Genomic DNA, 17,060 nt, shown 5'->3' on the forward strand with positions numbered 1-17,060 from the left:
GTGGAGAGTTCGAGTATGTACCCGCAGAATCGCTTCAAGATCGCGACCTCTTAGTGCTATTCGAGCCGCTAGACGTTATTATTCCAGCGGAAGTACGAGCGATAAAAGCTCAGGGAAAGCCCCGGCTTCGTAAGTTCGACAAGAATAATAGAAAGAAGTTCCATTTGCCACAATTGGTGATGGCAGTCGCTAGGCTACCTGAACCAGCCCGCGAAGACACCTTGTACGAGGTCGCCTTTCCTCTGAGGAACAAGTCGTTCGTCATGGATTCCATGGACTTCGATATTATTGAAGATGATGGCATGACGGCAACACTGGCGCCGTTGCGCGTCTCCATACGGAACTCAGACTACCAGATTGAACTACAGGATCGCTTCAAAGCCATTGCGGTGGACTTGAACAATCTTGTGGAAATCACCAGCAAGCATCCAGACCTAGCCGCCGCCATAACCGCGCACGGTGATGAAGTTTCCAAGGGCGTAAATTCGACTGCCATCCGGGAAGCGGCCGACAGAATCAATGATATACAGAACGAAATATTCGGCCTTACGAATGCCGCATCGGCAACTGCAGTGGAAGACATCGCTTCAAAACCAGCTACCGACATCGAGGAGGACATTATCGGTGTCGAGGGGCGCTTGCTGGTGCGGATGCACGTCTATAAAGAACGAGATCGAGCATTCGCGGCGCGTGCCAAGAAGTACTACAAGGACAAGAACAACGGAAAGCTTATGTGCGAGGCATGTGGCCTCGATCCCATTGCTTTGTACGGCTTGGATGGTGAGCGTTGTATTGAGGCACACCATAAGGTTCCGATAGAAGAACTACAGCCAGACAGCATTACTCGGGTGGATGAAATGGCCATGGTTTGCGCCAGTTGTCACCGCGTTATCCATACGAAGAAGCCATGCCTACCAGTACATGAGGTCGTGATAGCCAATTCGACGGCGGTGCAGGGGTATGAAAGCTTGAACGCCGTTGGAGATGACCCTTCTAGCCGCCTCTAACCAACAGCTTCGTACAGGGCGTCATGTTATAGATACCTCCTACTGCCCCGCAACGGACTGCGGCCCTGAAAATGTTAGGTATGGTTGGATATAAAATTGATTTTGCATATTGCGATGGGGCTATTCATGATGGGTCAGCTGCGACCTCTAGTACGCAAGAACCTCGTTTCAGCATGCAGAAGTTGCAGTCAGTAAAAAGGGCTGCAGGATTGGCTGACCTGGATAGCGGAAGAGAGGGGTTCGCCTGCAAATCGCAATGTTACTCACCTAACTAGGGTCGCATCGATATTGGCCGCTCTCGACTCGGCCGAAGCGCTGCACGACATGGATCGACCTTCGCTGAAGCTGCATCCGCTGAAGGGAGATCGCAGCGGACGATGGGCAGTCACGGTTCTGGCGAACTGGCGCATTACATTTTCAATGTCGGAGCGAAATGTTTTCGACGTCGACTTTGAAGACTATCATTAGGAGATTGCCATGCCGATGAAGAATCCGCCGCATCCGGGTGCACTTCTCAAGGATGATATTGAGGCGCTCAGACTGCCGGTGACAGTAGTCGCGCAAGCACTGGGCGTGACAAGATCTCAGGTGTATCGAGTTTTATCAGGCCAAAGCGCAATCACTGCGGAAATGGCGCTGCGATTGGAATATGTAATTGGCGGCAGGGCCGACCACTGGTTAAAGATGCAGGTGGCCTATGACGTGGCGCAGGTTCGCAAGAAGGCGGATGACATTACGCGACGGCTTCATCGCTTGGCATCTCCCGCATAGACATATAAACGAGAGTGATCTCTCGCATATTGACGGCCATCCCGCATTCATATAAATGAGAGAGAACGTTCTCTCTCATTTCGGTGGATCGATGGTTGATCAAGTCCTGCCCAAGCAGGCAAGGAGCGCTTCCGACGATGATGCGGAAGGCTCTCATTGCTTCGTGGCCAAACTCTTCGGCAAGCGCGCGCGCAATCGCGAAGCGCAGGAGGAGCGTATTCTTAACGCCGCAATGAGCTGTTTTATCCGTTCTGGCTTCCGTGGCGCGTCGATGAACGATATTTGCTCCGAGGCAGGCATGAGCCCGGGTGCGCTTTACCGCTATTTTCCTTCCAAGGAAGCGATTATCGAGACGATCGCGGCGATGCATCGCCAGCAAAGCAACGAGATCCTCGATCGCATGCTGCAGTCCAACAATATCATCGATGCGATTACCCAGGTCGGCACCGACCATGTGCGCAAGATGTCGCTGAACGATAGCGGTCCGGGCCCGGCCGATTCCAGCGCGCGTCTTTTTGTCGAGGTACGGGCCGAGGCGATGCGAAACGAAACCGTCGCGGCAACCTGCGAACTGCACGAAGGGATGATGCGCGAAAAGCTGCATGCAGCCCTCGAAGCTGCCAAGGCGCGGGGCGAAATCGATCCGATCGCCGATATGGATCTGGTAGTCGCATCGCTGGCCGCCATGGGCGAGGGGATCATCATGCGCAACTTTCCGGCCCAGGGCCTCCCGGTCGAGGCGCTGGAGCCCGTGTTTCGTGCGCTCGCGGTAGCGATGCTGCGCCCGACAAGTTCTAAGATTTGAAGATCGCTCCAACTCGAGTTTTCCCGATGAGCCGTTACAGCAAAAAAGTTCTTGTTTCCCTGGCTCTCGTGTCGAGCCTCTCCCTTTCCGTCATGGCGGGCGCGATGGCTGAAGAAAAAGCCGCTGCCGCCGTCCCCGAGACTAAAGCGCCGGTCATCAATGTCATACCCGCGGGTAAGAGCGAGATGGTCTCGACAATCACCGTAAACGGCACCATCGTGCCGCGCCAGGAGGTTGCGGTCGGGACCGATGTTGCCGGCCTGCTCGTCCTCGAACTCAACGCCGATCAGGGCGATGTGGTGAAGGAGGGCGACATTCTTGCCCGCCTCGACAAGTCCGCGCTGCAGATACAACTCGCACAGATTGATGCCCAGCGGGCTCAGGCCGACGCTTCGATTTCGCAGTCCGAGGCCCAAATCGTCGATGCCGAGATTGCCGTGCGCCAAGCCATGGAAGCGCTGGAGCGGGCACGTGCTCTCTCCAGCAAGGGCATCAACTCCAAGATGGAGCTCGACAACGCCACCAACGCCCACGACAGCGCCAATGCCCGTCTCAATACCGCCCGCCAGGCGCTGGTCGCCACCCAGTCGCAGTTGCAGCTTGTCGCCGCGCAGAAGCGAGATGTTCTCCTGCGCCTGGAAAAAGCCGACGTGAAGGCACCGACCGCCGGCGTCGTGCTCAGCCGGAATGCCCTGCTTGGCGGCATCGTTTCGTTCAATGCAGGACCCTTGTTCCGCATTGCGCGCGACGCGCAATTCGAAGTAGCAGCCAATATCCCGGAGGTCGATCTGCCTCGCCTCAAGGAGGGTATGCCGGTTTCGGTCCGCGTCTCGGGCATGGAAGAACCGGTATCCGGTCGCGTGCGCCTCATTTCGCCGGAAATCAACGCAAGTTCGCGCCTTGGCTCGGTGAAGATCACGCTTGAGAAGAACCCGGCGATCAGGCCCGGTAATTTCGCCCGCGCCGTGGTCGAACTCACACGTCGCGACGGCATCAATGTTCCGCTCTCCGCCGTGGTCTATCATGGCCGCACCGCGCTTGTGCAGGTCGTCAAGGACGGCGTCATCGATAGCCGGACGGTGGAATTGGGCATTCGCAACGATCGCGCCGTCGAGGTCCTCAAGGGTCTGGCGGAAGGCGAGGAAGTCGTGGCCCGCGCTGGAACCTTCGTCGCCAATGGCGACCGCGTAACGCCGGTTCGCGTTACCGACGAGGCCACGGGGGCCATCAAATGAACTGGAACATCTCTGCCTGGTCGATCCGAAACCCGGTTCCCTCGATCCTTCTCTTCGTGGTGCTTGTCGTTCTCGGCCTGATGGCTTTCGCCAAACTGCCGATCACGCGCTTCCCCAATATTGACGTGCCGCTGATTTCGGTCTCCGTCACCGACCCCGGCGTCGCGCCGACGGAACTTGAAACCCAGATCGCCAAGCGGGTCGAGGATTCGGTTGCGAATATAACCGGCGTCAAGAACGTCACCACCAATTTGACGGAAGGCAATTCCACCACGCTTGTCGAGTTCCGGCTCGAAGTCGACACGCAAAAGGCACTCGATGACGTCAAGGATGCCGTGTCGCGAATTCGCGACGACCTGCCGGCGACGATCAAGGAACCGATCATCAATTCGGTCGATGTCGAAGGATCGTCTATCCTGACCTATGCCGTCTCGGCGCCGACCATGACATCGGAAGAACTGTCCTGGTTCGTCGATGACAAGATCATCCGCGATATTCAGGGCCTGAAGGGTGTCGGCCGCGTGGAGCGTTATGGTGGCGTTACCCGGGAAATCCGCGTCTCGCTCGATCCCGACCGGCTGACGGCGCTTGGCGTTACCGCCTGGGACGTGAACCGCGCACTGAAATCGATGAATGCCGACCTGACCGGTGGGCGCGGCGATCTCGGGACTATGCAGCAGACGATCCGCACCCTTGGCGCATCGCGTACGCTCGACGACCTGCGGGCCGTGGAAATTCCGCTCGCCGGCGGCCGTTCGGTGCGCCTCGATGCTCTTGGCACCGTCAGCGACTCGTTCGAGGAGCCCAAATCCTTTGCCCGGGTCAACAACCAGACCGTTGTGTCCCTCGGCATTTTCCGCGCCAAGGGCGCCAGCGATACCGATGTCTACGCGCTCGTCCAGGCGCGGATGGATCAATTGAAGGAGAAGTATCCGGACGCGCGCTTCAGCATCATCGACAATTCGGTGAACTACACCTACGGCAACTATGAATCGGCAATGAGTTCGCTGGTCGAAGGTGCGCTGCTGTCGATCATCGTCGTGTTCCTGTTCCTGCGCAATATTCGGGCGACGCTGATTGCCGCGATCGCCTTGCCCCTGTCGGCCATCCCGACCTTCTGGGCGATCGACATGCTGGGCTTCTCGCTCAATCTTATCAGCCTGCTCGGCATCACCCTCGTCACCGGTATCCTCGTTGACGACGCCATCGTCGAGATCGAGAACATCGTCCGCCATATGCGCTCGGGCAAGTCGCCCTATAGGGCATCGCTCGAAGCCGCCGACGAGATCGGCCTCGCCGTGATCGCGATTTCGGTGACGATCATTGCCGTCTTCGCGCCGGTCAGCTTCATGAGCGGCATTGCCGGGCAGTATTTCAAGCAGTTCGGCCTGACGGTCGCAGTCGCCGTATTCTTCTCGTTGCTCGTCGCCCGCCTGCTGACGCCGATGATGACGGCCTATCTGCTGCGCGACGGCAAGAGCCTGCATCATGGCGACAAGGAAGCCGGCTGGATACGCGGCTATACGCGGTTCCTCGGCGTAACCTTGCGCTATCGCTGGCTGACGCTGGTAAGCGGCATTGGACTTTTCGCGCTCGCCATCTGGGCAATGGGCTTCCTGCCCTCCGGTTTCGTTCCGCCACAGGACGAGGCGCGGGTCGCCGTCAGTCTCGAACTGCCGCCGGGCGCGCCGATCGACGAGACGCTGCGCGTGACCGATGCGGCTTCGCTCAAGGTGCGCGAGATTCCCGAAGTCCAGCAGACCTATGTGACCGGTGGCTCGTCGCCGACGGGTTCGCTCGATACGCGCCGTGCAACGATGATCGTCAAGCTCAGCCACAAGAGCGAACGGCACCGGACCCAGAAGCAGATCGAGGTCGATATCTTCAATAAATTGTCGGAAGTGCCTGATCTCAGGGCAAATTTCGTCAATGATCGCGGCGAGCGAGAGTTTGCTGTCGGCGTTATCGGCAGCGATGGCGATAAGGTCAGCGAGCAGGCCCGCCTGCTGCAGAGCGGGATGACCGCGACAGGCAGTTTCCAGGCGGCATCGTCGACTGCCGCGCTCGACCGGCCGGAAATCATTGTTACGCCGCGCATGGACAAGCTCGCCGAACTCGGCATTTCGACTTCGCAGGTGTCGGACGCATTGCGTGTCGCGACGCTGGGCGATCTTGATGCGAACCTTGCCAAATACACGATCGGTGACCGGCAGATTCCGATCCGCGTGCAATTGACCGAGGAAGCGCGCCGCGATCTTTCGATCCTCAGTACGCAGACAGTGACGACCCCGGCGGGTGTGGTGGTGCCGCTTGAATCCATCGCCGATATCAGCTTTGGCCAGGGACCGTCCTCCATCGAGCGTTTCAACCGCGAACGCCGCGTCGTTGTCGGCGCCAATATGGCGGGCGGCAAGGAGATCGGCGAGGGGCTCGATATCGTCAAGAACCTCCCGGCTGCGAAGTCCATGCCCCAGGGCGTGCGCATACAGGAGACGGGCGACGCAGAGGTCATGGGTGAGGTGTTTGCCGGGTTCCGCGATGCGATGATCATGGGCCTCATGCTCGTCTTCGTCGTGCTGATCCTGCTTTTCGGCAGTATCTTCCACGCCTTCACCATTCTGATGTCGTTGCCTCTGTCGATCGCCGGTGTGGCGGTGGCATTGCTGCTCACCAACAATTCCGTGTCGATGGCGGTGGTCATCGGTATCCTGATGCTGATGGGTATCGTGACCAAGAACGCGATCATGCTCGTCGACTTCGCGGTCGAGGAGGTCAAGCATGGCGTTGCCCGCAACGAGGCAATCATCGATGCCGGACGCAAGCGCATCCGCCCGATTGTGATGACGACCATCGCCATGTCTGCTGGCATGCTGCCCGCCGCCATGGCTTTCGGCGATGGCGGTGAGTTCCGCGCGCCGATGGCGATTGCCGTTATCGGAGGTCTTCTGGTTTCAACGGTTCTGTCGCTGGTCTTCGTTCCATCGTTCTATACGATCATGGACGATGCCAGCCATTGGATGGGCCGCGCCTTCCAATGGTCGTTCCGCCCCAACAAGCCCGACGAGCCTGAGACTGTTGCACACGGCGAGTTGGTTCACGTGCAAGGATCGCGGCCGATTATCGTTGAGGCCGCGGAGTAACGATGCGGCGGCAGTCCGATATCTGCGGAAATCATCGGCGGGAGAATTCTCGAGATCAGGGTATATTCGACTAAATCACACTGGATGCCGCAGTGCTCCCAATCTCGCTATCCGGCGGCTGTGGTACATCTGCCAGAGCGAGTGGCAGACGAGGGCGGTGATGATGATCAGCCCCCCGACAAGGGTCGGATCGCTCGGCCGCTCGGCAAAGATCATCCACACCCAGATTGGCGTCAGCACGGTTTCAAGCAGATAGAACATCGCGACTTCGGGTCCCGAGATGAACTTCGGGCCGGTGGCAAGGCAAAGGAATGCCAGCGTCGTCACGACAGCGCCGTTGAATATGATCCAGCCCGGGACTGCAACCGAATAGCCGTTCTGGGCAACCATGAACGCCGCCACCGCCATGGGAAGCGCAGTGCCGATGATCGCGGCAAATCCCATGTCCTTGCCCGAGGCACGGCTGACCGTGATTGCCGATGACAGGATGAAGGTCGAGAGCAGGGCGACCAGATCGCCGAAAAGATGGCCGGAGGAAAGCCCTTCGCGAACAATAATGCTGACGCCGACCAGCATGAAGAACATGGCTGCAAAAGTTGCAGGTTTCGGCCGCTCCTTGAGGAATATCCAGGACAGGAGCGCCGAAAACACCGTGTTGAGCGCAAGAATGAACACGAGGTTTGCTGTCTTGGTATTGTAGACGGCAATCATGAAGGTGATCGAGGTCAGGCCGTAGAGACCGGCGACGACATAACCGACGGCGCCCGGAACAATCGGCCGCCACTTTCCCGTCGCAAGGCTCCAGATCAGCCAGATGAGGAAGGCGCTGATGAAGGTCGTTGCGCTGCGCAGCAACAATGTCGACCAGGTTTCTCCATGGCCAAGCCGCAATAGCGGAATGTCCGCCGTCAGGATAAGGCCGCCAAGGCCGGTTATGAGCAAACCCTTGCGATGGTCGAGGTGAAGCTGGGACATGCGGCTTTTCCGAATTGCTTTATTTGCCGCATGCCAGGGCAGTGTTAGGGCAGGCTGGATAGATCAGTCTTGGCGTTCCCACCCCTTGGGGCCGAGATGCTCCTGGGGCTTGTAGCGAATCTTGTATTGCATCTTGCGCGAGCCCGCCACCCAGTAGCCAAGATAGACGTGGGGAAGTCCTGCGGCGGCGGCGCGCTGGATATGATCGAGGATCATGAAGGTGCCAAGCGAGCGGCTGGCGTGTTCGGGATTGAAGAACGAATAGACCATCGACAGGCCATCGCCCATGATATCGGTGAGCGCGACGGCAATAAGTTCGCCTTCGCCCTTCTTGGTAATGAATGAGTCCGGACCGCGGCGTCGGTATTCGATGATCTGCGTCGGCACATGCGTGTCCTCGATCATCATCGCATAGTCGAGAACCGACATCTCCGACATGCCGCCTTTGTTATGGCGGGCATCGAGATATTGCCGGAACAGAGCATATTGCTCAGTGGAGGGCTCCGCGTGGTGAATATTGCCGATCAGGTCGCGGTTGCGATTCCAGACGCGGCGCATCGACTTGTCCTGCTTGAACTCGCCGGCAAGGATGCGCACGGAGACGCAGGCGCGGCAGTTTTCGCAGGCAGGACGGTAGGCGATGTTCTGCGAGCGGCGGAAACCGCCTTGCGTCAGCAGATCATTGAGCTCGCTGGCGCGCCCGCCGACAAGATGCGTGAAGACCTTGCGCTCCAGCTGCCCCTCCAGATAGGGACAGGGCGAAGGTGCTGTCAGGAAAAACTGTGGTGACTGCTGTGGTTGGTGCGTCATTCCATGCCCTGGGACGGTCTTCAATAGCTAATAGAATCGTATGACCGTCCGAAACGTCAATTGAATAATATTGTATTCAGCAATGAAAGTCTTCGTCCCTGTAGTATTGCTCAATTCGCACCGCAGGCAGCCCCGGTCCAGCTATGGCTGACAGCATCGAATCTGCCGTCCTTCGATGCGCCCCAACGTCCGTTGAATTGCTTGTAGTCATCAGAAAAATGAAGGTCGAGCCGGCCGGTTCCATATTTGTCGGTCCAGATCAGCGACCGCGAGGTTCCGGTTCCATCGTCCTTTTCAGCAAGCTTACCGACAAGCCGCCCCGCGGAATCACCGGCTTCATAGGTGCCGTTGATGTGGCCCGCCTTGTCGACGTTCAATATCGTCTCGACGTCGCGATAGTCGCCGTCTGAAATCATTTCACCGCAATAGCGGCCGGCCGGCGATGCCGCCATGCCCGGAATCGTGCCGAGCCCATAGATTGCGAGCGCCGCAAAAGCGAGCGCGGATAAACGCATTTTCATCATTTGTACTACCTTGAAAGCGGCCCTCGAAAAGCGAAGGTCCTGAATTATTACGGCTAAAGGAGCCTCGAAATTAGCTGTACGCGCGGACGACAACCGTCCCAAGAAGAAGGTCGTGCACAGTTCGCTTACGGTCGAGGAAGAATGTTGCGAGCAGGATGAGCGGCGTCAACACCACGTTCAGGCCCCAGAACAGCACAGTATGGACGACGGCGAGCAGGCCATCGACCTTCTGGCCGTCGAGCCGTTCGAGCTTGATGCCCATCATCTGCATGCCCTTGGTCGCCTGACGTCGCCCGCCAAGTGTCGTTGCCACATAGGCGAGGGCGACGGCGGGGAACATGATGCCGTAGAGCGTCCAGCCAAGGCCGAGCGTCGCGACGCCGAGAATTGCAATGAGGATCGCCACCGGAATGCACAGGAAGAACACGATCACATAGTCGATGAGGAAGGCGAAGGCGCGGCTCGTCCGCACGCCCTGATAGAGCCGCCAGTCATCAAGGCGGCTGGTTACGATTTCGCCATCAAGCGTTTCGGTGTTCATTTCGTTTTCCGTTTCAAACCGGCGACAGAATGCCGTTGCGCTGAAATTGGGAACTCGGGAATAAAAAATCAAGGAGCAGTCAGGCGCCCGCCTTTAGCCGCTCGGCAACGATCGGTGCGAAATAGGTGAGAATTCCGTCGCAGCCCGCCCGCTTGAACGCGAGCAGCGTCTCCATCATGACCCGCTCTTCGTCGATCCAGCCATTGGCGCCCGCCGCCTTTATCATAGTGTATTCGCCCGACACCTGATAGGCGAACGTCGGCATCGCGAAGGCATCCTTCAGCCGGCGGATAATATCGAGATAGGGAAGGCCGGGCTTGACCATCAGTGAATCCGCGCCCTCAGCCAGGTCCTGTTCCGCTTCGCGCACCGCCTCGTCCGTATTGGCGGGATCGATATAATAGGTCTTCTTGTCGCCCTTGAGCCGGCCGGATGTTCCGATGGCTTCGCGGTAAGGACCGTAAAAGGCCGATGCAAACTTGGTCGCATAGGCCATGATGGCGACATCCTGGAAGCCGTTGTGGTCGAGTGCCTCGCGGATGGCGCCGATACGGCCGTCCATCATGTCCGACGGCGCAATGATATCGGCCCCGGCTGCCGCCTGAAGCACGGCCCCCTTGGTGATCTGTTCGACGGTCTCATCATTGACGATGATGCCGTCGCGCAGGATGCCGTCATGCCCGTGGTTGGTGAAGGGATCGAGGGCAACGTCGGTGATCATGCCAATTTCCGGCACAGCATCCTTGATGGCGCGGGTCGCGCGATTGATGAGATTGTCGGGGTCGAGAATGCCCGAGCCCGTCTCGTCGCGCAGCGCCGGATCGATATTAGCAAAGGTGGCGATCGCCGGAATGCCAAGTTTTGCCGCGCGCTCCGCTTCCCGAACCGCCATGTCAACCGAAAAGCGCTGGACCCCCGGCATCGCGCCAATGTCTTCGCGCCGGTTTTCGCCCTCGCACAGAAAGATTGGCCAGATGAGGTCATTGACTGTCAGCTGGTTTTCCTGAACGAGCCGCCGTGACCAATCGGCCTTGCGCATCCGGCGCAGGCGGCGGCCTTGTGTAATTTCATCCACGGTCCGGCCCTGGGGGCCCGCGAAAGCTGGGTATTTGTTCATCGTTGCCTTGACCCGCCATAGCGGGCATTTCCTCTGTTTGTAATGGTTCTAACAGGGAAGCAGCCGTCTACCAAGATATTTGGGGTGATGTGGGATCCATTGACGCGGCACGCTTGAGTTTCCTAACCTCGCATGCTCAAGCTTGGAGGGGCGAATGGAAATCGACTTTGGTGGGGCGGGCGAGGTGCTGTTCGAAAGACGCGGCAAGGCAGGGCTCGTCCGGCTGACACGGCCGAAAGCCCTCAATGCACTGACGCAGACGATGGTCAATGCGATGCACCGCGCCCTTGTCGCCTGGTCGACCGATTCCGACGTCCATTGCGTGATCGTCGAGGGCGAGGGCAGGGCTTTTTGCGCGGGCGGCGATATTCTTGCGGTTTATCACGCCGGCAAGGCGGGAGAGCCGCTCTACGAGTTCTTCGCCGACGAGTATCGCCTCAATGCCTATATCCGGCATTTTCCCAAGCCATATGTTTCCCTGATCGACGGCATCGTCATGGGTGGCGGCGTCGGAATATCGGTGCACGGTTCGCACCGGGTCGTCACCGAGAATGTACTTTTTGCCATGCCCGAAGTCGGCATCGGCTTTTTCCCCGATGTCGGCGGCAGCGCCTTTCTCCCGCATCTGCCCGAACATTTCGGCACATATCTCGCCCTGACGGGCAATCGAATCCGGCAGGGCGACTGCCTGCAGAGCGGGATCGCTACCCACGCGATCAAGGCCGAAGACAAGGAGAGGGTCAGGCGCAGCCTGATCAGGACCGGCAAGCCCGAAGTGGCCTTAGGGGGAAAAACCATCAACCCGGACTATGAAACACCTGAGAAAACGCGCGATATGATCGGCGTGCTCTTCGATTCGGAGACCTTGGGCGGCTGCCTCATCCGGCTCGCCGCCTCAGGGGTCAACGGAAACGAATGGGCGCAGCAGATCCTTGAACTTATCAAGACCCGTTCTCCGACCAGCCTGCACGTGACGTTCAGGCAGATCGCCGAGGGCGGGCATCTTGAAATGGATCAATGTATGCAGATGGAGTACCGGATATTGTCGCGCATGCTCGAAAACCATGATTTTTATGAAGGCGTCCGCTCGCTTCTCGTCGATAAGGACAATGCGCCCGTGTGGCAGCCGGCCTCGATTGACGAGGTGACGCCGGAGATGGTGGACGCCTATTTCGCCCTCCTCGGTGAGCGTGAACTGAAGCTGGCATGAACGAGAGGCCGACGCATCTGCCATTCGACCCGACGCTGACGCAACTGGGCTTTGTCTGGTTCCTGCGGCTCGTCGCCATCTACTGTATCGTGGCGGGCATAGGGTATTGGGCGCAGATCAGCGGTTATTACGAGGGCATGCTGTGGCGCTTCGACCTTATGCCGTGGCAATGGAAAGTTGCCTCGGTATCGCTCGCGGTGCTCTATCCGGTGGCAGCGACAGGGCTCTGGATGATGGTCTCCTGGGGCCCGGTCATCTGGTTCGTCGCCGCGCTCGGCGAAACATTGATGTTCACGACTTTCTCCCGATATTTCTTCTACAAGCCTCAGATTGCCATCATCCACGGCGGCGTGGCCCTTCTCTATATCGCCTTCAGGATCCTGCTGTTCGTGCAGAAAAGACGCCAGGCCAAGCCCCGGCGATAGGGCGCTTTTTAAGGCGAGGCGTAAGTCTTCATTAAGCCTGAAATTGATTGAGCCGAGGTAAGGTACTGTTAAGTCTGTGTTTTAAGTCGAATTTTATGCGTATTCGATAGTGTTGCCTCAACGGTGAGAAAAATACACCGAAACAACAGTGAGGCAGGTATTATGAACAACACACAGAGAAAGTCTGGTGAGAACCAGCGTTCGACACCCAGTGATACTGCGTTGCGGACACTTTATCTTGAAGCACTTCAGTTGGTAGAACGTTTGCATCGACGTTTGCTTGACGTCGTCAAGGATGAATTCGACCGTAACGGCCGCAGCGACATCAACGCTATCCAGGCATTGCTGCTTTTCAACATCGGCAATGCTGAACTGACGGCCGGCGAACTGCGCAGCCGCGGCTACTATCTAGGCTCGAACGTTTCGTACAATCTGAAGAAACTGGTCGAGCTTGGCTTCATCTCGCATGAACGGTCCCGCACCGATCGTCGCTCCGTTCGGGTTAGCCTGACGGACAAGGGGACGGAAGTCGCGGAACTGGTGGCGGGTCTCTACGAGCGCCATATCGCGTCGATCGAACATGTCGGCGGCATCAAGGCGGAAGAATTCCAGTCGATGAACAAGGCCCTCCAGCGTCTCGATCGCTTCTGGAACGACAGCATCGCCTACCGCATGTAAGCTCTAACAGTGTCTCCACTGCAAAAGCCCGGCTTCGCTGCATGCGAGGGCGGGCTTTGACCATTGTTCTGTGGGGTTCTTCAAGTCAGTGCGTTTCCCATGGCCTAGGGTCATTAATCCGCCATAATGGCGTGGAAATCGACGAAGTCATTGCATGCTCAGCGAAATACGGCGGACAGCTGGAGAGGCGTGATCGGCATCACGATTGCGCGATCAGCGTTAAAATTGCTGTTTGTTAAAGTAGTTGCTGGTAATTCTGGATAATCGTAACCGCTCATCTTGCGTTGCAGGTGGCATTGGCCGCAGTACTTCCAAGGGTTGGACACAACATGAAGAAATTCGGATCATCGGCAATTGATCGCCGCGCATTCCTGCGAGGCGTGGCAACTGCTGGTTTCGCCGCGGCAACAACGTCGGCATTCGCCCAGCAAAGCGATATCGGCGAGATTCTGGCGGCGCCGCGCCGCGGCAACTGGGATGATCAGTTCGACGCGCGCTCGACATCAAAGGGCAAGGTCGCAAGCTTCCAGCCGATCGCAAGCCCGGAGACGGCTTCTTTCATCCAAAACGCCATCAACACCTATAACCAGATCGTCAGCAATGGCGGTTGGCCGCGCGTCGATACCACGGTCAAGCTGCAGCTTGGCGTCGTCGACCCTTCAGTCGCCGTCATGCGCAAGCGCTTGATGATCGCAGGCGACCTTTCGGAGAGCGCAGGCATCTCCAATTCGTTCGATACCTATGTTGATGCCGCTGTTAAGCGCTTCCAGGCCCGGCACGGTCTGCCTGCCGATGGCGTCATGGGGCAGTATTCGCTGGCTGCAATGAATGTCCCCGCCGATATCCGCCTCGGACAGCTGCAGACCAACCTCGAACGTGTTCGCACTTTGGCCGCCGCCGACCAGGGCCCACGTTACGTCATGGTCAACATTCCGGCTGCGCAGCTCGAGGCAGTGGAGGGCGGCCGCGTCGTCCAGCGCCATACCGCAATCGTCGGCAAGATCGATCGTCAGACGCCAATCCTCGATTCCAAGATCCACGAGGTCATTCTCAATCCTTACTGGACCGCGCCGAAGTCGATCATCGAAAAAGACATCATTCCGCTGATGCGCAAGGACCCGACTTATCTGACGCGCAACAAGATTCGCCTCTTCGACCAGCAGGGTCAGGAAGTTCCGCCGGAACAGGTCGACTGGAATACGGATGATGCCGTCAAGCTGATGTTCCGCCAGGATCCGGGCAAGATCAACGCCATGTCATCGACGAAGATCAATTTCCCGAACCCCTATGCCGTCTATATGCACGATACGCCGCAGCAGGGCGTATTCAACAAGTTGATGCGCTTCGAATCGTCCGGTTGTGTCCGCGTACAGAACGTGCGCGATCTGAACGTATGGTTGCTGCGCGATACGGCGGGCTGGGATCGCCAGACGATGGAAGCGACCATCAAGACCGGCGTCAACACGCCGATCAACGTCAGTAACCCGGTGCCGCTGCACTTCGTCTACGTGACAGCGTGGTCGACCGGCGACGGGGTCGTTCACTTGCGCGACGATATTTACGAGCGCGACGGACAGGCCGCGCTTTCTATCGGCACGAATACTTGAGCGATTGACCTCTGGATAACTGGAAAAGACCGCCTTCGGGCGGTCTTTTTTCTGACGAAGGCAATGTGAATTCTCGTGCCCAACTCTCCGTCATCCTTCTGGCTTGTCCCGAGGATCGACCTTGGCGAAAGCCCGGATTGAGCGGGCCTAACTCATTTCCATACCCATGGCGGTTTCCGGCTATTGCTTTTCGTCTCCCGGCCATTGGCCTTGCCGGTTTAAGTATGATAATGCGCCGCAATCACGTAACTGTTCCCACCGGCAAATGAGGTTGAGACACCATGTCGAACGCAGATACCTTTTTCAACGCACCGCTCGAAGAAGTCGATCCGGAAATCTTCGGCGCAATCCGCAAGGAACTTGGTCGTCAGCGGCATGAAATCGAGCTGATCGCCTCGGAAAACATCGTCTCCCGTGCCGTGCTCGAAGCCCAGGGCTCGATCATGACCAACAAATATGCCGAGGGGTATCCGGGCAAGCGCTATTATGGCGGCTGCCAATTTGTCGATATTGCCGAAGAACTCGCCATCGAGCGCGCCAAGCAGTTGTTCGGCTGCGAATTCGCGAACGTTCAGCCGAACTCCGGCAGCCAGATGAACCAGGCCGTGTTCCTGGCGCTGCTGCAGCCGGGCGACACGTTCATGGGCCTCGATCTCAATTCTGGCGGCCACCTTACCCACGGCTCGCCGGTCAACATGTCTGGCAAGTGGTTCAACGTCGTTTCCTACGGCGTGCGTGAGGACGATCACCTCCTCGACATGGACGCCATCGAGAAGAAGGCGCATGAGACCAAGCCCAAGCTTATCCTTGCGGGCGGCACGGCCTATTCACGGGTCTGGGACTGGCAGCGCTTCCGCCAGATTGCCGATTCCATCGGCGCTTACCTCATGGTCGACATGGCGCATATCGCGGGTCTCGTTGCTGCCGGCGTACACCCTTCGCCGCTTCCGCACGCGCATGTCGTGACCACCACCACGCACAAGTCGCTGCGCGGTCCACGCGGCGGCATGATCCTCTGCAACGATCCCGAGATCGCCAAGAAGATGAATTCCGCCGTGTTCCCCGGCTTGCAGGGCGGGCCGCTGATGCACGTCATCGCCGCCAAGGCAGTCGCCTTCGGCGAAGCGCTGAAGCCGGACTTCAAGACCTATGGCAAGAACGTCGTCACCAATGCGCAGACGCTTGCCGAGACGCTGAAGAAGAACGGGCTCGACATCGTTTCCGGCGGTACCGACAACCATCTGATGCTCGTAGATCTTCGTCCCAAGAATGCGACCGGCAAGCGCGCCGAGGCCGCGCTTGGCCGCGCCAACATCACCTGCAACAAGAACGGTATTCCGTTCGACCCGGAAAAGCCGTTCGTGACGTCGGGCGTTCGTCTCGGCACCCCGGCCGGCACGACACGCGGATTCGGTCCGGCCGAATTCACCGAAATCGGCAATCTCATTTCCGAAGTGCTCGACGGTCTCAAGGTCGCGAATTCCGATGAGGGCAATGCCGCCGTGGAAAAAGCCGTGCAGCGGAAGGTCATCTCATTGACCGACCGTTTCTCGCTTTACCCCTACCTGGGCTGAGGCGCGCGCCGGATTGATATGGATGGGCGGGGGGAATGTGGCGGATCGAACGGTCCGTTCACAGTCCTCTCCGCCCGACCGCTTTTAACTTCGCAAGAAAATCATTATCTTCGGGCCCTGTCTCTTGCGAACATGAAGTTGTTCAGAAAGCTCGTCGATGCGTTGTCCCTATTGCCAATCCGAAGACACCCAGGTGAAAGATTCCCGTCCGGCAGAAGACGGAGCGGTAATCCGGAGAAGACGTGTCTGCTCGGTCTGCGGCGGGCGCTTCACCACCTTTGAGCGCGTGCAGTTGCGCGATCTGACGGTCATCAAGAAGAGCGGCCGCAAGGTTGCCTTCGACCGGGACAAGCTCATGCGTTCAGTGGAAGTTGCGCTGCGCAAGCGTCAGGTCGATCCCGATCGCGTCGAGCGTGCCGTCTCCGGCATCGTACGCCAACTCGAAAGTTCGGGAGAACCGGAGGTCGCGTCCGACGAAATCGGGCGGCTGGTCATGGATGCGCTGAAAGGCATCGATGACATCGCCTATATCCGCTTTGCCTCGGTCTACCGCAATTTTCGCGAAGCCAGGGATTTCCACGATGTGATCGACGAGATCACCTCTGGCGACACGGTTGCCGAACGGGTCGAGGAAGACTGAA

General features: G+C 58.3%; 17 protein-coding genes. 12 read left to right on the top strand and 5 right to left on the bottom strand.

Annotated elements, in window-relative coordinates; translation table 11 throughout:
* Positions 1-263: 263 nt before the first annotated feature.
* From BLR72_RS12795 to BLR72_RS12820, 6 genes are all read left to right on the top strand, one after another.
* The gene (locus tag BLR72_RS12795) at positions 264-1,007 is read left to right on the top strand and encodes an HNH endonuclease (RefSeq protein ID WP_139202530.1); all 744 of its coding nucleotides are present in this window, start codon (positions 264-266) and stop codon (positions 1,005-1,007) included.
* Positions 1,008-1,229: 222 nt separating this feature from the next.
* Complete coding sequence (locus BLR72_RS12800) at positions 1,230-1,475, top strand: type II toxin-antitoxin system RelE/ParE family toxin (protein WP_280140132.1); 246 nt, start codon at positions 1,230-1,232, stop codon at positions 1,473-1,475.
* Positions 1,476-1,484: 9 nt separating this feature from the next.
* Positions 1,485-1,778 (top strand): HigA family addiction module antitoxin, encoded by a 294-nt coding sequence (locus BLR72_RS12805; protein WP_091949094.1) that lies wholly within the window; start codon positions 1,485-1,487, stop codon positions 1,776-1,778.
* Positions 1,779-1,869: 91 nt separating this feature from the next.
* Positions 1,870-2,583 carry a TetR/AcrR family transcriptional regulator gene (locus BLR72_RS22475; RefSeq protein ID WP_175492354.1) on the top strand — a complete coding sequence of 238 codons (714 nt, stop codon included), beginning with the start codon at positions 1,870-1,872 and terminating at the stop codon, positions 2,581-2,583.
* Between the two features lie 26 nt (positions 2,584-2,609).
* On the top strand, positions 2,610-3,818 hold the full coding sequence (locus tag BLR72_RS12815; protein ID WP_091949095.1) for an efflux RND transporter periplasmic adaptor subunit: 1,209 nt from the start codon (positions 2,610-2,612) through the stop codon (positions 3,816-3,818).
* Positions 3,815-6,958: an efflux RND transporter permease subunit gene (locus tag BLR72_RS12820; RefSeq protein WP_091949098.1), complete on the top strand. Its 3,144-nt coding sequence runs from the start codon at positions 3,815-3,817 to the stop codon at positions 6,956-6,958. Before BLR72_RS12815 ends, BLR72_RS12820 begins: the two co-directional genes overlap by 4 nt.
* 75 nt (positions 6,959-7,033) lie before the next feature.
* Here the strand turns inward: BLR72_RS12820 and BLR72_RS12825 are convergent, their stop codons facing one another.
* From BLR72_RS12825 to hemB, 5 genes are all read right to left on the bottom strand, one after another.
* On the bottom strand, positions 7,034-7,933 hold the full coding sequence (locus BLR72_RS12825; protein WP_091949100.1) for a DMT family transporter: 900 nt from the start codon (positions 7,931-7,933) through the stop codon (positions 7,034-7,036).
* Between the two features lie 63 nt (positions 7,934-7,996).
* On the bottom strand, positions 7,997-8,743 hold the full coding sequence (locus BLR72_RS12830; protein ID WP_027232381.1) for an arginyltransferase: 747 nt from the start codon (positions 8,741-8,743) through the stop codon (positions 7,997-7,999).
* 110 nt (positions 8,744-8,853) lie between these two features.
* A complete protein-coding gene (locus tag BLR72_RS12835) occupies positions 8,854-9,267 on the bottom strand; it encodes a hypothetical protein (RefSeq protein WP_091949103.1) in 414 nt (137 codons plus the stop codon).
* A gap of 70 nt (positions 9,268-9,337) precedes the next feature.
* Positions 9,338-9,808: an RDD family protein gene (locus tag BLR72_RS12840; protein WP_091949106.1), complete on the bottom strand. Its 471-nt coding sequence runs from the start codon at positions 9,806-9,808 to the stop codon at positions 9,338-9,340.
* Between the two features lie 79 nt (positions 9,809-9,887).
* Positions 9,888-10,925, bottom strand: a complete 1,038-nt coding sequence (gene hemB, locus BLR72_RS12845; protein ID WP_091949109.1) for a porphobilinogen synthase — start codon at positions 10,923-10,925, stop codon at positions 9,888-9,890.
* Positions 10,926-11,079: 154 nt separating this feature from the next.
* On the opposite strand from hemB, the gene BLR72_RS12850 reads away from it, so the two are divergent.
* The 6 genes from BLR72_RS12850 (at position 11,080) to nrdR (ending at position 17,059) form a co-directional block, all read left to right on the top strand.
* Positions 11,080-12,135 carry an enoyl-CoA hydratase/isomerase family protein gene (locus BLR72_RS12850; protein ID WP_091949112.1) on the top strand — a complete coding sequence of 352 codons (1,056 nt, stop codon included), beginning with the start codon at positions 11,080-11,082 and terminating at the stop codon, positions 12,133-12,135.
* Positions 12,132-12,560, top strand: a complete 429-nt coding sequence (locus tag BLR72_RS12855) for a DUF6163 family protein (RefSeq protein WP_027232385.1) — start codon at positions 12,132-12,134, stop codon at positions 12,558-12,560. Before BLR72_RS12850 ends, BLR72_RS12855 begins: the two co-directional genes overlap by 4 nt.
* 162 nt (positions 12,561-12,722) lie before the next feature.
* Positions 12,723-13,238, top strand: a complete 516-nt coding sequence (locus BLR72_RS12860; RefSeq protein WP_027232386.1) for a transcriptional regulator LdtR — start codon at positions 12,723-12,725, stop codon at positions 13,236-13,238.
* Between the two features lie 329 nt (positions 13,239-13,567).
* Positions 13,568-14,845, top strand: coding sequence for a L,D-transpeptidase family protein (locus tag BLR72_RS12865; protein ID WP_027232387.1), 1,278 nt, complete (start codon positions 13,568-13,570; stop codon positions 14,843-14,845).
* A gap of 281 nt (positions 14,846-15,126) precedes the next feature.
* Positions 15,127-16,419 (top strand): serine hydroxymethyltransferase, encoded by a 1,293-nt coding sequence (gene glyA, locus BLR72_RS12870; protein ID WP_091949114.1) that lies wholly within the window; start codon positions 15,127-15,129, stop codon positions 16,417-16,419.
* Positions 16,420-16,576: 157 nt separating this feature from the next.
* Positions 16,577-17,059 carry a transcriptional regulator NrdR gene (nrdR, locus tag BLR72_RS12875; protein WP_027232389.1) on the top strand — a complete coding sequence of 161 codons (483 nt, stop codon included), beginning with the start codon at positions 16,577-16,579 and terminating at the stop codon, positions 17,057-17,059.
* Position 17,060 lies beyond the last annotated feature (1 nt).

It is taken from the genome of Phyllobacterium sp. YR620, from assembly GCF_900104165.1.
Classification (GTDB): Bacteria; Pseudomonadota; Alphaproteobacteria; order Rhizobiales; family Rhizobiaceae; genus Phyllobacterium; species Phyllobacterium pellucidum.